Annotated in this window: 15 protein-coding genes; 2 read left to right on the top strand and 13 right to left on the bottom strand. The window is 71.1% G+C overall.

All coding sequences use genetic code 11. The features are described from left to right. Nucleotides 1–4 precede the first annotated feature (4 nt). Together METY_RS10455 and METY_RS10450 are read right to left on the bottom strand one after the other, a co-directional pair. Nucleotides 5–784, bottom strand: a complete 780-nt coding sequence (locus METY_RS10455; RefSeq protein WP_103121321.1) for an SDR family NAD(P)-dependent oxidoreductase — start codon at nt 782–784, stop codon at nt 5–7. Between the two features lie 163 nt (nt 785–947). Continuing rightward, nucleotides 948–1871 carry a LysR family transcriptional regulator gene (locus METY_RS10450; protein WP_103121320.1) on the bottom strand — a complete coding sequence of 308 codons (924 nt, stop codon included), beginning with the start codon at nt 1869–1871 and terminating at the stop codon, nt 948–950. A 104-nt stretch (nt 1872–1975) separates the two neighbouring features. Between METY_RS10450 and METY_RS10445 the strand changes: the two genes are divergently transcribed. Beyond that, the gene (locus METY_RS10445) at nt 1976–2905 is read left to right on the top strand and encodes a ring-cleaving dioxygenase (protein ID WP_103121319.1); all 930 of its coding nucleotides are present in this window, start codon (nt 1976–1978) and stop codon (nt 2903–2905) included. Nucleotides 2906–3014: 109 nt separating this feature from the next. Then, nucleotides 3015–3662 (top strand): alpha/beta hydrolase, encoded by a 648-nt coding sequence (locus METY_RS10440; protein ID WP_103121318.1) that lies wholly within the window; start codon nt 3015–3017, stop codon nt 3660–3662. Nucleotides 3663–3683: 21 nt separating this feature from the next. On the opposite strand, the gene METY_RS10435 is transcribed toward METY_RS10440, so the two are convergent. The 11 genes from METY_RS10435 to METY_RS10385 form a co-directional block, all read right to left on the bottom strand. Then, nucleotides 3684–4493 (bottom strand): glycosyltransferase family 2 protein, encoded by an 810-nt coding sequence (locus tag METY_RS10435; RefSeq protein WP_103121317.1) that lies wholly within the window; start codon nt 4491–4493, stop codon nt 3684–3686. Further along, nucleotides 4490–5074, bottom strand: a complete 585-nt coding sequence (locus METY_RS10430; RefSeq protein ID WP_103121316.1) for a class I SAM-dependent DNA methyltransferase — start codon at nt 5072–5074, stop codon at nt 4490–4492. Before METY_RS10430 ends, METY_RS10435 begins: the two co-directional genes overlap by 4 nt. Beyond that, nucleotides 5064–5756 (bottom strand): PIG-L deacetylase family protein, encoded by a 693-nt coding sequence (locus tag METY_RS10425; RefSeq protein ID WP_244593598.1) that lies wholly within the window; start codon nt 5754–5756, stop codon nt 5064–5066. Before METY_RS10425 ends, METY_RS10430 begins: the two co-directional genes overlap by 11 nt. Continuing rightward, on the bottom strand, nt 5753–6859 hold the full coding sequence (locus METY_RS10420; RefSeq protein ID WP_103121314.1) for an acyl-CoA dehydrogenase family protein: 1107 nt from the start codon (nt 6857–6859) through the stop codon (nt 5753–5755). The genes METY_RS10425 and METY_RS10420 overlap by 4 nt, the downstream gene beginning before the upstream one ends. Beyond that, on the bottom strand, nt 6856–7887 hold the full coding sequence (locus tag METY_RS10415; RefSeq protein ID WP_103121313.1) for a glycosyltransferase: 1032 nt from the start codon (nt 7885–7887) through the stop codon (nt 6856–6858). The genes METY_RS10420 and METY_RS10415 overlap by 4 nt, the downstream gene beginning before the upstream one ends. Next, nucleotides 7884–8834: a glycosyltransferase gene (locus tag METY_RS10410; RefSeq protein WP_103121312.1), complete on the bottom strand. Its 951-nt coding sequence runs from the start codon at nt 8832–8834 to the stop codon at nt 7884–7886. Before METY_RS10410 ends, METY_RS10415 begins: the two co-directional genes overlap by 4 nt. Next, complete coding sequence (locus tag METY_RS10405; protein WP_103121359.1) at nt 8831–9940, bottom strand: glycosyltransferase family 4 protein; 1110 nt, start codon at nt 9938–9940, stop codon at nt 8831–8833. The genes METY_RS10410 and METY_RS10405 overlap by 4 nt, the downstream gene beginning before the upstream one ends. A gap of 71 nt (nt 9941–10011) precedes the next feature. After that, nucleotides 10012–10926, bottom strand: a complete 915-nt coding sequence (locus METY_RS10400) for a manganese catalase family protein (protein WP_103121311.1) — start codon at nt 10924–10926, stop codon at nt 10012–10014. A gap of 75 nt (nt 10927–11001) precedes the next feature. Next, the gene (locus tag METY_RS10395; protein ID WP_103121310.1) at nt 11002–11547 is read right to left on the bottom strand and encodes a YciE/YciF ferroxidase family protein; all 546 of its coding nucleotides are present in this window, start codon (nt 11545–11547) and stop codon (nt 11002–11004) included. A 121-nt stretch (nt 11548–11668) separates the two neighbouring features. Further along, complete coding sequence (locus METY_RS10390) at nt 11669–11917, bottom strand: hypothetical protein (protein ID WP_103121309.1); 249 nt, start codon at nt 11915–11917, stop codon at nt 11669–11671. Continuing rightward, a complete protein-coding gene (locus METY_RS10385) occupies nt 11917–12654 on the bottom strand; it encodes a Crp/Fnr family transcriptional regulator (protein WP_160147342.1) in 738 nt (245 codons plus the stop codon). The genes METY_RS10390 and METY_RS10385 overlap by 1 nt, the downstream gene beginning before the upstream one ends. Nucleotides 12655–12674: the final 20 nt, after the last annotated feature.

Here is a 12674-nt window from a genome sequence, read left to right as displayed (position 1 = left end):
GGCGTTACACCACGGTGGGCGTCAGGCCGCCGTCGACGCGCAGCGCCGCGCCATTGGTGGCGGACGACAGCGGACTCGCCAGATAAGCGACGAGCGTCGCGATCTCGTCGGCCTCGATCATCCGCTGGATCAGCGAGCTAGGCCGGGCCTTCTCGAAGAACTCCTTCTCGATCTCCTCGGCCGAGCTGTCGGGATCGGAGGCGACGCTCTTGAGGAAGTCGACGATCCCTTCGGAGCGGGTGGGTCCGGGCATCACGCTGTTCACCGTGACCTTCGAGCCCTTGGTGAGCCCGGCGAGGCCCCGAGAGATCGCAAGCTGCGCCGTCTTGGTCATGCCGTAGTGAATCATGTCCGGGGGAACCATGACGGCCGACTCGCTCGCCACGAAGATCACGCGGCCCCAGTCCCGCGCGAGCATGCCGGGGAAGTAGAGGCGCGACAGCCGTGCGCCGCTCAGCACGTTCACCTCGAAAAACCGACGCCAGTCGTCGTCGGTGATCGCGGCGAACTCCTTGCTCTCGTAGATCCCGAGAGTGTTGACGAGGATGTCGACTTCCGGAACGGCGGCATGGAGCGCCTCCGCGCCCTTCGCGGTCGCGACGTCGGCCTCGACGCCCCGCGCCGCGCGTCCGATCTCTGCGACGGCTGCGTCCACCTTCGCGCCCGACCGGCCGGGGATCACGACAGCCGCGCCTTCCTGGGCGAGACGCTTCGCGATGGCGAGGCCGATGCCGGCGGTGCCGCCGGTGACGAGAGCGGTCTTGCCCGAGAGCTGAAGGTCCATGGCGTCGTCTTTCTTGAAGGGAGCGCGACAAGGCGCGGTGTCTGCGCGACGTAGATGGACGCCGACGGCGGGCCGCGATAGCGGTCACAAGATAATAGGATTTATGCCGCCAGAGCACATATGCCGAGGCGGCGCAGGCGCGCTTTGCCGCGTTCAGCCCTCGTCACGCGGGCGCCGCCTGCGCCCAGGGCGCGGCCGTCAGCCGGCGGCCGAGAAAATCGATCAGCGCGGTCACCCGCGCCGGCCGGAACGCGCCCGGCGGCGTCACCACGTGGAGAGCGATCGAGGGCGGCGACCAGCCGGGCAGCGCGGCCTCCAGCCGGCCGGACGCCAGGTCGTCGTAGACGATGAACTCCGGCTGCACCGCGAGGCCGAGGCCCGCGCGCAGGCTCGCGGTCAGGGCGTCGGCGTTGTTCGCGCGCAGGGGGCCGGAGACGTTCACGGCCTCCTCCGCGCCGGAAGCGTCGACGAACCGCCAGCGGTCCCACCCCGGCAGGTAGGCGTAGCCGAGGCAGGCGTGGGCCTCGAGGTCGCGCGGATGCTCCGGGCGCCCCGCGCGCGCGAAGTAGGCCGGCGCGCCCACCACGAGCCGTCGCACCTCGCAGAGCCGCCGAGCCCTGAGCCGCGAATCCGCCAGCGCGGCGATGCGCAGCGCCACGTCGAAGCCGTCGCCGATCAGGTCAACCTGGGCGTCGGCGAGGTGGAGGTCGACGGAGACCTGCGGGTGCGCCTCCAGGAACGCCGGCAGCACCGGCGCGACATGGGCGATCCCGAACGACATCGGAACCGCGAGCCGCACCCGCCCGCGGGGCGTGGCGGAGCCGGCGACCGCCTCCGCCTCCGCGGCCTCGCCCGCCTTCAGGATGCGCTCGGCGCTATCGGCGGCGGCGCGTCCGGCCTCCGTCAGCGACAGCCGGCGGGTGGTGCGGTGGAGCAGGGGCGTGGCGAGCCGCGCCTCGAGCCGCGCCACGGCCTTCGACACCGTGGCCTTGGAGAGCGCCAGTTCCTCGGCGGCGCGGGCGAAGGAGCCGCGGGCCGCGACGCGGGCGAAGATCGCCCAGGCTTCGAAATCCGGCAGAGTCGTCATGGTCGATCCTGGAAACAGTCTGTTTCGATCGTTTCTATTTCGATCCTAACAGGAGTGCGTACTTTCGTTCCAACGCAAACCGCCGGACCCGAAAGGCTCACCCGATGACCTCCGCCCTGCACCATGTGACCGCCGTCAGCGGTCCAGCCGCCCGCAACGTCCGGTTCTACACGGACGTCCTCGGCCTTCGCCTCGTCAAGAAGACCGTCAACTTCGACGATCCCGGCACCTATCATCTCTATTACGGCGACGACGCAGGTCGTCCGGGCTCGATCCTCACCTTCTTCCCCTGGGACCACGCGGCCGTCGGCCGGGTGGGCGTGGGCGAGACCTCGCAAACCGCCTTCCGCGTGCCGCGGTCCTCGATCGGCTTCTGGGCCCAGCGCTTCGTGGAAGCCGCCGTCTCCCATGAGGCGCCTGTGGTCCGCTTCGGCGAAACCACCCTCGCGTTCAAGGACCACGACGGTCTTTCGCTCGCGCTCATCGGCGTCGAAGGCGCCGAGAACGAGCCGGGCTGGGGCGCGGCGAAGATTCCGGCCGAGCACGCCATCCGCGGCTTCCACGGCGTGACGCTGCTGCTTCGGGACGCCGCGCCCACGGCCGCGATCCTCACCAATGTGTTCGGCCAGACGGAAGTCGGACGCGAAGGCAGCGTCACCCGCTTCGACGCCGGCGGCGAGGGCTACGGCCGCTTCGTCGACCTGCACGCGGCGGGCGACTTCCTGCCCGGCCGCCCCGGTCGCGGCGGCGTCCACCATGTCGCCTTCCGGGCGGCGGACGACGTCGCGCAGGCCGAGATGGCTCGCAAGCTGGTGAACGAGCACGGCCTCGGCGTGACCGAGCAGAAGGACCGCAACTACTTCCGCTCGATCTACTTCCGCGAGCCGGGCGGGGTGCTGTTCGAGATCGCCACCGACGCGCCGGGCTTCGCGGTCGACGAGCCGGCGGAGACGCTCGGCCAGGCGCTTAAACTGCCGCCCTTCCTCGAGGCGCTGCGGTCGAAGATCGAAGAGCGGCTCCCCGCGCTCGCATGAGCGCCGCCGTCGTCATGTCCGCGCAGGCGGGCATGACGGCGGAAAACCTGGCCTCTCGACCCGTTCGAAGCCGACTGATCGTATTCACTCGAACCGAAGGAGCGACGCCATGAGCGCGCAGGACCTCTCGTTCGCCCATGTCCACCGGCCCGCGACGCGGCCCGGGCTTCCTCCGCTGCTGCTGCTGCACGGCACCGGCGGCGACGAGACCGATCTCGTGCCCCTTGGCGAGGCGATCGCGCCGGGCGCGGCGCTGGTGTCGCCCCGCGGTCAGGTGCTGGAGCGCGGCGCCCCCCGGTTCTTCCGCCGGTTGGCCGAGGGCGTGTTCGACGAGGACGACGTGCGCCGCCGGGCGGCCGACCTCGCCCGCTTCGTCGCTGAAGCGCGCAAGGCCTATGGGATCGGCGCTCCGGTCGCGCTCGGCTACTCCAACGGCGCCAACATTGCCGCGGCCGTGATGCTGCTGCACCCCGGGACGCTCGCCGGCGCCGGGCTGCTGCGGGCCATGCCGCCGCTGGCGGCGCCGCCCGCCGCGCAGCTCGACGGGGCGCCCGTGCTGATGCTGTCGGGCGCGCTCGACCCCATCGCGACACGCGCGCACGCCGCCCTGCTGGAGCGGCAGCTGCGCGCGGCGGGCGCGGCGGTGACGCTCGAGACCCTGCCGGCGAGCCATGGGCTCACCCGGATGGACCTCGAGGCGGCGACGCGCTGGTACGCGCGCCTCGCCGCCGAAGGGAGGGTCGCGGCGGCGTCCTGAGCGGAGGGCCGTCCGGCCGGCTCAGCCGGCCGCGGACGGCCGCGCGACGATCCTGTCGCCTTGGCGCGCGACGAGGCCCATCGCCTCGAAGGCGGCGAGCCAGCCCTCCATCGGCCAGCGCTTCCACTTCGCGTGGAACAGCTCGGCGTTGCGCACGATGTCGGCGAGGTGCTCGACCGGCGGGTCGCTCACCGGGTGGTGCTGGTGGAACACCGGCGCGCCGCCGAGAAACAGCAGCGGCGTCCCGGCCGCCTGCGCCGTGAGGCCGAAGTCGGTGTCCTCGCCGCCGTAGCCGACGAAGGTCTCGTCGAAGCCGCCGAGCGCCTCGAAGGTCGCGCGGCGCACGCCGAAGGCGAGCGACCAGAACAGGCCGGGGTTCGGCTCCGGCCGCAGGCCCTCCGAGGGAAAGGGGCGCACCGGATGGGCGCGGCCGGCGGCGCGGAGCGCGTCCTCCGTCCAGGGTCCGCGGGCGTCGTCGGGGCCGAGGTAGAGCGCCTCGGGGCAGATCAGCGCGTCGGCTTCGTCGAGCGCGGTCTCGATCGCGTCGATCAGGCCCGCGGAGGGGATGCAGTCGGCGTCGAGGAACAGCAGCCGGTCGCCGGTCGCCAGCCGCGCCGCGCGGTTGCGGGCGGCGGCGAGCGGTAGGCTCCTGCCGGGCAGGCGCGCCACGGAGATCGGGAACGGTGCGGACGGCAAGGCGAGCGGGCTGTCGTTCATGTCGACCACGATCAGCTCGCGGGGGAGGCGCTGCGAGCGCCGAAGCCCTTCCAGCAGGTTGAGCAGGTGGGGCGTGCGGCCGCGCGCCAGCGTCAGAACGCTGAGGCCGCTCACGGCGTCCGCCGCCAGAGGTCGAGGCGGTAGCGGTCGGTCCGCGCGCTCCGCAAAGCCTGGAGCGGAGCCGAGATGGCGTCGGCGAGCTTCGCCACCGCGTCGTCGCCGGTCTGCGGGTAGTCGGTCTCGCCGATCCAGTGCACCAGCAGCACGTCGCCGCCGGGGGCGAGAGCCGCGTCGATCCGCCGGCCGGCCAGGACGATGTCCACGTCGCTCCAGTAGTAGACGACCTCGGACAGGAGGATCAGGTCGAAGACCCCCGCGGGAGCCTCCGCGGGAAAGGTCGCGCGGCGGAAGCTTACGGTTTCAAGGCCCTGGCAGCGGGCGCGGGCCCCAGCGAGCGCGCTGTCGCTGACGTCGAGCGCGACCAGCGCGTCGGCCAGGTCGGCCAGCCGGCGGGTCAACACGCCGTTGGCGCAGCCGACCTCGAGCGCGCGGTCGTAGCGGCGGCTGGCGAGCGCCGCGATCGTGCGGTCGTACTTCGCCTGTTCGTAGGCGCTGGTTTCGAAGCGCCACGGGTCGGGGTCGGCCTTGAACATGCCCTCAAAGTAGTCCGGCGGCAGAGACGTCTCAGGGCGCATGGCGCAAGCTCCGGAGGTACAGCACGTCGGCTGGCGCCATGCGGCGCAGACGCTCGGGCACCCGGAAGCCGTCGCCGTGGAGCGGCGTCATCTGGCTGCGGTGGGCGGCGAGGGCGAGCCCGCGCGGCCCGGCCGGCGCGGGTTCGGTGCGGAACGCGCGGTAGCTCGCCGGCATCGCCTCCTCCGCCCACACGACGTATTCGAACACGCGGAGCGGCCGGGGCGCGGCGGCGGCGAGCGCATAGGCCAGCGCGCAGGCGGCCTTGTGGTCACAATGAGGGTCCCGCCCGCTGGTGACCGCGACGGCGTCGATGCGGCTCCTGCGGCAGAGCGCGGCGAGCGTCGCGAGTGCGCCCGCCCAGCGCGGGTCGCCCTCGTCCGGCGGGGCGGCGTCGGGCCAGTCGAGAAAAATCGGCTGCGGCGCGAAGGGCGTCAGCCGCCGGAGCGCGCGGCGCGCCTCGGCCCTACGGATGGCGGCGAGATCCCGCGGGCCGCGGTCGCCATGGGAAGCCGCGCCGTCGGTGAGAAACGCGACGCCGGCGAGCCGGTCGTCCTCCGCCGCCTCGCGGATGAGCGCGCCGGCGCCGATGGTCTCGTCGTCGGCGTGCGGCGCGAGCACCAGCCAGCGGGCCTTGGCCCAAGGGCTTTGGTTGAGCCGGGCGGCGGACGGCGGGGCGGTCACCACAGCTCGTCGCCCTCGCCCCAGACGTCGTGGTCGAGCCAAGCCTTGGCGGCCTCGTCGCGGGCGTGGTCCGGGCCGGCCTGTCGGAGATAGAGACTGAGGTCGCGGATGATCTTGTCGATCCGCCCGCCCTCGACCGCGCTGCGCGTGCCGATCAGACGCGCGGAGATCTCCATCACGTCGAGCGCCGCGCGCTCGACCACGCCGCGGGTCATCTGCACGAAGGGCTTGGCGTCGGGATGGTCGTCGGCCGCGCGGTCCGCCGCCTCGCGCACCCAGAGGCCCGCCCCGCGGGTCGCGGCGACGGCCTCTCCGAACTTCGCGCGCTGCAGCGGGTCCGCGCGGGCGGCCTCGGACAGCGCCTTCCGGGTCTCCGTCAGCAGCGCCTCGACGCCGCCGAGCTGCACGGCGAGGAACCGCCACGCGCCGGCGGTAAAGCGCGGTTCGAGGTCGTAGACGCCGGGATCGCCCAGCAGGTCGTCGTCGGCGGGGCGCATGCCGGAGACGTCGTAGGCGCCGCTCGCCGTGGCGCGCATGCCGCGCATGGTCCAGCCGGACAGGTCGGCGCGTTCCGCGATGTTCGCCGCCACGACCGCCAGCCGGCGCGGCCCGTCGTCGGGTCGGGCCGTGACGATGGCGTAGTGGAGGCTGCCGGCCCCGGTGGCGAAACGCTTGGCGCCCTCGAGCCGCCAGCCGAACGGGTCCTTGGCGAGGGTGACGCCGGGGGGCGGCTCCGTCGCCCACACGCCGAACAGCCGTCCGGCCGCGAGATCCCGCGCGAGGCGCTTGTGCTGCCGGTCCGAGCCGTACCAGGCGAACAGCTTCAAGGCGTTGACGTGGCCCTCGAATATCCGTCCGAGGCTGAGGTCCGCGCGCCCCACCATCCGGAGGCAGTCGAACAGCGCCCGGTTCTCCTCCTGGGGGGATCGAAAGACCTCGCCGCCGGCGGCCGGGGGCGCGAAGGTCCGGTGCATCCCGGACCGGACCAGGAGCGCGGCGCTCTCGGTCGGGTAGACGCCCTTCGCGTCGTAGGCCGCGCCGAGTTCGGCGAGCGCCCCGTCGAGCAGGGCGAAGCGCAGCGCGGTGGCGGGAAGGTTGGTCATGAGGTCGCCTGATCCAGGATGAAGGCCGCCGCTTTCGCGAGACCCGCGGGGTCGTGCAGGCCGGCGATCCGCCGTGTGTCCAGCCGCCGCGCCTCGTCGAGCGTCGCCGGCCAGTCCTCGGCGTTTGGCCAGCGCGGCCGAACGACGGCCGCGCCGAGCGCTTCGAGCGCCGCGGCCTTGGCCGCCTGTTCGCCATAGGCCCGCTCTTCGGGCACGCAGACGAAGGGACGCGCGGCGGCCGCGACCGCTCCCAGGACGCCGTCGCCGGCGCCGCCCACCACAACGCCCGCGGCGGCGATCGCGCGCTCCGGCTCGTCGGTCCAGCCGAGGACGTTGAGGTTGTCGGGGCACGGCGTCGGAGGCTCGCTCGGGCCGATGACGCGCCACTCCCGGCTCGGCGTCGCGCCCGCGGCCGCCGCGAGGTCGGCGCTCGTGACGCGCGAGCCTCCGCGCCCGAAGGCCACTGTGACGACGTTGTCCTCCGTCTCGACCGGCGCCGCAGCGCCGGCCAGCCCGCTGAAGTAATGCGTCTTGGCCCGCACCCAGTCCGGCGTGCGCGGGTCCTCCAGCCGTTCGTCGAACGGCGCGAGCAGAGCCTGCGCGCCGCGGAACGCGTCGAGGTGCGCCGGGTCGGACCGGTCGCCGGCCAGCCGCACGTAAACGGTCGGCGTGGCGCACAGGCGGGCGAGCATGGCGACCTCCACGGAGACGTCGATCACGATCAACGCCGGGCGCCGGTCCGCGATCCAGCCGGCGATGGCGAGAGCCCGGGCGCGGACCCCATCGTGATTATAGGGCGCGTAATGCAGCGCCTCCGGGCGCTCGGCGGCGGTGTCGCGGCCGTCGAAGCCGTCAGCCTGCGGGCGGTCGTCGGGAATGTCGAGCGTGTTGAAGGGGCCGCGCATGCCGGCGACCCCCGTCCCGATGATCGTGAAGCGACCGGGCGCCAAGGCGGCGACGGCCGCCGCGCGGCGCCGGTGGCCTTCGCCCTGATGATGGACGTAATAGCCGATGGGAGCTCCGCTCACGCCGCGGCCTCCGTGGGCGAAGGCGCCTCCAGTCGGAGGTCGCACGGCATCGGCGGGAGCTCGGGCTCCAAGGTCGCGACCAGCGCGTCTCCGCCGACGCGGCTGCGGAGGCCGCGGCGCCACAGCGCGCGCTCCCGCCAGAGGTCGAAGGAGGGCGCGCGCAGGGCGTGGGACGTAGGATCGCCGAGCTGCGCCATCGCCGCGGCCATGCCGCCGCTCGCGCGGCCGGCCGTTCGCGGCGAAACCCGAACCCAGACGTCGGGTGGGTGCGACAGCCGAGCTCCCGCCGCTTGCGCCGCCATCACGAAGGCCCAGTCCTCGCCCGTGGGGCGCAACGGCACGCCGCCAGCCGCGCGGTAAGCGGCGGCCGTAACGGCGAGGCTCCCGCCGGTGTTGTCGCCGTGCCGCGGCGGCGGGTCCCAAGGCCGCGGGTCGAAGTCGTCCTCGATGCGCCGGACCTCCGCCCAATAGGCCGCGAGCGCCGCCCACCGCGCGCGCACAAGCGTCGACACGGGCTCGGCCTCGTCAAGCACGAGCGCCCCGCCCACGAGATCGACGCCGCGTTCGATCGCCGCGACGTTCGCGGACACCCAGTGCGGCGGCGGACAGGCGTCGGCGTCGGTGGTGACGAGGACGCCATCGTCGTTGCCCAGCATCGCCAGTCCCAGATCCATCGCCCGGCGACGGGCGGAGCCCGCATGGGCCAGCTCCGGGGGAAAGACGGTCTCGTCGACGTGAACAGCCAGCCGGCCGCGAAGCCGCGCCGTCAGCCCGTCCATAACCTCGCGCGACGCGTCCGTCGTGTTGTTGAGCGCGACGACCACCGGAAACGGCTCCGGCCAGTCCTGCGACGCGAGGGCGTCGATCAGCCGGGGCAGGCGTTCGGCCTCGTCGCGGGCCGGCACGCAGACGACCACGCGCCGCGGATCGAGGTGACCCGTGGTCATACCGCGACGGCCAGATCGGACCGGGCGTTCGGGGCCGTAGGTTGCGCCCGGTCATGCGCAGCGGCGAGCCGGCTATAGAGGCGCTCGTAAACGTCGATCATCACGTCGACGTCGCAGTGCCGCTCGGCGCGGTCGCGGCAGGCGCGCCGGTCGAGCCGCTGGGCCGCGATCGCAGCCTCTGCGAGGCTCTCGGCGTGGTCCGGACGCGCCAGCACGCCGCATGTCCGGTCGACGATCTCGGCGATCGCCCCGCGCGCGAAGGCCGCGACCGGCGTCCCGCATGCGAGCGACTCGGCGGCGACGAGACCGTAGGGCTCTTCCCAGCACGGCGTGAACAGCAACGCGCGTGCCCCGCCGATCACCGCGGCGAGGCGGTCGTGCTCAAGATGCCCGAGGTGGATGGCGCTGCGTCCGAGCCGCGGCGCGATCTCGGCGGCGAAATAGTCGGGATTGGAGATCGGCCCAGCGATCCGTAGCTGCGCGCCCGCGATCCGGGCGGCGTCCATGGCGAAATGGAGGCCCTTTTCGGGAACGATCCGACCCGACCAGACCCAATAGGGGTCGGGGTCGGGCTCGGCCTGGAAGGCGAACCGATCGAGGTCGATGCCGTTCAGCACGACGCCCTCGATCGGCGCGATCGGCTTCCACAACTGGCGCAGCGCCTCCGACACCGCGACGAAGGTGGCGCGGGGGGAGCGGCACAGCCGCACGCCGCTTTCGAGCCAACAAAATGGCGGCGTGTGCAGCGTCGTCACCATCGGCGTCGCGACGGTGTCGGCCATCGCGACCGGCAGGTAGTGCAGGGCGTTGTTGTGAATGATGTCGAAGTCGCGGGAGGCGAGGTCTGTCATCAGCCTGAGATAGGCGTGGTGCTCGCGAAAGAACGCGACGTCGGTCGCTTCCGCCACGCCAACTTCCTCCAACGCGGTCTCGTCGCAGATCGCCTCGAGCCCGAGCGCTTTGTCCGATCGCGTCGACGCGAACACGGTCACATCGTGATCGCGCCTTCGAAGCCCTCTCGCCAGGAGATGGGTGTGCGTCTCCAGCCCGCCCGCAAACGGCTCGCGGATCGGATGCTTCAAGTGGGCGATGATGGCGATGCGCAAACGGGGGTCCTGGCTCTCGAGGAAAGACGAAAGGGCGCCCTGGAACGGGCGCCCTCCCATGAGCCGAGATGTCAGAGCTTCGCGTGCAGCTTCGACGCGATCTCGAAGATCTCGGACGGGTCGTAGTCGGTCGTGAAGGCGGACGACGCGCCCTTCAGTTCATCGATCTTGCCGCCGTCGGGATGGCCCGAAACGACCTCAAGATCGCCGGGCGGATCGCCCGGGAGAGCCTTCTCGCCGCCGCCCCAGACCGCTTCCATCTCGCGGTAGGTCTCCTCGCCCCAGGTGTAGAGGCGCCGGTGACTGCCCTCGTCGAGGTACTTCTGCGACTCAGGGATCTTGGACAGGTCGATGTTCGGCGTCGGCAGCATCTTCTCCATCTCGACGCCCGTGAGCTTCTTCAGCGCGAGAGCGTAGGCGTGCGCATGAACGGAGCCGCGCACCAGCAGATACCCGCAGACTTCGCGGCCGGTCGGATCCGACAGGGTCTCGTAGACGCGCAGCTTGTGCATCCGCGCGCCGCACTCGAGGAAGAAGTTGTGCAGCAGATCGAGCACGAGATTTCCAGTCGAGAACACGAACGTGCCGTTCCACGGCAGCCCGTTGGAATCGACCGGCATGGCGCCGCCGCCCGCGTGCAGGAAGGAGGCCGCCGAGCGGATGTCCTTCATGTCCTCGAACGGAGCCTGTGAGATGTCTCCCTTATGCTCCTTCTCGGGCGAAGGGCCGTTCGCGAGCATCGTGATTCCGTTCGCGACCAGCTCGACGTGCCCAAGCTCTTCGGCCGTAATGCTGGCCACGAGGCTGTAGAACGGCATCACCTTCGATTTATTTCGAAAATTGAAGCTCTGGTACATATAGTTATTCAGGGTCGACATTTCACCAAATTTACCGCCGAGCAACTCCTGCAGCGCCGCAGCGGCGTTCGGATCGGCCCTTTTCGGCTTCGGAAGTTCAGCCTGAAGCTTATCGATTCGCATGAACATGTTGGGACTTTCAAATATGAATGAGCTCCTCGCCGCCGGGTTGGCGGCGAGGGAAAATAAAGTTCGGCGACGGGCTCAGGCGGCCTTGGCGGAGGTCTTGGTCGAAGACTTGGCGCCGGCCGGCTTGTCTGCAGTCTCGCCCGAAACATCGAGGCCGAGCGCGATCTTAGACAAAAGTTCGTCCGCCTTCTTCTCTTCCGCGAGGGTCTTTTCGAGCAGCGGCACGGCTTCGTCGTAGCCGAGCTTGCCGGCCCAGGTCTTCAGCAGGCCGTAGCGGGCAATCTCGTAATGCTCGACCGCCTGCGCGCAGCCGATCAGCACATCGTCGGAGGCCTGGGTGCCGCCGAAGTCCTCGAGATCCTCCTCCATTTCGGAGGTGATGCCGGACATCGCTTCGCAGGTCTTGGCGCGCGCGGGCTTGCCGATGATCTCGAACACCTGGGTCAGGCGTTCGACCTGCTCCTGGCTCTCCTCGAGATGGTTTTCGAAGGCCGCCTTCAGCTCCGAAGACTGCGCCGCCTTGGCGGATGTCTTCAGCGCGCGGACCGATTGCTTCTCGGCGTAGTACACGTCCTTCAGCGTCTCGTGGAAGGCGTCCGCGAGGGTTTTTTCCTTAGCCACATGGGGCTCCCGTGTCTGTCGCGTGGGGACTCGACAGACGCTTGGGACGGCCGCGTGTTCCGTCGGAATCCCGAACGGAGGACCAAGGCGCGCGAAAAACAGTGGGGGGCCCGGGATTCCGTTATACGCGTATACGATCCCCAAGCTGTAAGGCGATCCAGCGCTCGGCCGCCTGCAGATTTGCGAACAGCGGCGGCTTCGTGCTCTCGACGCCGTTGAAGCCGGCTTCGAGGCTCCACTGCCCTTTGGCCGGGCCGTGGCTCGGATCGTCGAGCCGGACAATCACGGCGACGAGGCGACCCTCATGCAGAACGAGCCGTCCTTCCTCGTCGGCGGAGTCCGTTGCGACCATGATCTCTCGGAACTCCATCACGCGCGTCCTTCGGCTGACTCGTCACGATCTTTACGAAAGTGGAGATAAGAGGGGTCGAAGTCGGCGAAGGCCTTGAGCGCCGCAACGTCGGGAATGGCGATCTCGCGGTTCGTCTGCTGGATGAGGCCCGCGCTGCGCAGCTTTTGCAACGCGCGGTTCACCGACACGGTGGTGAGGCCGACCGTGTCGCCGAGCTCCGCCTGCGACAGCTCCAGCCGGAAGCTGTCGTTCGTCGCCTCGCCCACGACCTGCAGCCGAACGAGGAGCTCGCACAGGATGTGCGCCACCCGGACGCTCGGGGTGCGGCGGCCCATGTTCACGAGCCACTCCCGCAGGATCGAGGCGTTCACGAGCTCCGACCACCAGAGCGCGCGGGCGAGCGCCGGCCGCGACGTCAGCATGAGGATGTGCTCCTCGCTCAGCTCCGCGATCCGGCAGGCGGTCCGCGTCGCCATGCCATGATCCATCCGGTCGAGCAGAAAGCCATATAGGTCGCAGAAGTCGCCCGGCACGAGATAGCCGATGATCTGGCGCTTCCCGTCCGCCAGCGTCTTATAGCGGTAGCCGTGACCCTCGAGGATCACGTGCACGACGTCGGTCCGCTCGCCCTCGCGGACGATGTCGTCGCCGGCCTTCAGCGGCCGCCCACGCCCCACGACGGCGTGCAGCAGCGCTCTGTCGTCGTCGGGCAGGGGATGTAGGGCCTCGAGCTTGCCGAGGATAGCGGCGGACATGCAGCGCCTCCTGAACGCGG

Source organism: Methylopila sp. Yamaguchi, assembly GCF_002897035.1.
GTDB lineage: Bacteria > Pseudomonadota > Alphaproteobacteria > Rhizobiales > Methylopilaceae > Methylopila.
The sequence above is the reverse complement of the archived record's forward strand: the minus strand, read 5'-3'. Positions and strand labels throughout refer to the sequence as shown.

Bases quoted from the DNA above. Each gene is read 5' to 3' on its own strand.
- METY_RS10455 (WP_103121321.1), bottom strand. From the start codon at position 784: ATGGACCTTCAGCTCTCGGGCAAGACCGCTCTCGTCACCGGCGGCACC.
- METY_RS10450 (WP_103121320.1), bottom strand. From the start codon at position 1,871: ATGACGACTCTGCCGGATTTCGAAGCCTGGGCGATCTTCGCCCGCGTC.
- METY_RS10445 (WP_103121319.1), top strand. From the start codon at position 1,976: ATGACCTCCGCCCTGCACCATGTGACCGCCGTCAGCGGTCCAGCCGCC.
- METY_RS10440 (WP_103121318.1), top strand. From the start codon at position 3,015: ATGAGCGCGCAGGACCTCTCGTTCGCCCATGTCCACCGGCCCGCGACG.
- METY_RS10430 (WP_103121316.1), bottom strand. From the start codon at position 5,074: ATGCGCCCTGAGACGTCTCTGCCGCCGGACTACTTTGAGGGCATGTTC.
- METY_RS10420 (WP_103121314.1), bottom strand. From the start codon at position 6,859: ATGACCAACCTTCCCGCCACCGCGCTGCGCTTCGCCCTGCTCGACGGG.
- METY_RS10410 (WP_103121312.1), bottom strand. From the start codon at position 8,834: ATGACCACGGGTCACCTCGATCCGCGGCGCGTGGTCGTCTGCGTGCCG.
- METY_RS10400 (WP_103121311.1), bottom strand. From the start codon at position 10,926: ATGTTCATGCGAATCGATAAGCTTCAGGCTGAACTTCCGAAGCCGAAA.
- METY_RS10390 (WP_103121309.1), bottom strand. From the start codon at position 11,917: ATGGAGTTCCGAGAGATCATGGTCGCAACGGACTCCGCCGACGAGGAA.
- METY_RS10385 (WP_160147342.1), bottom strand. From the start codon at position 12,654: ATGTCCGCCGCTATCCTCGGCAAGCTCGAGGCCCTACATCCCCTGCCC.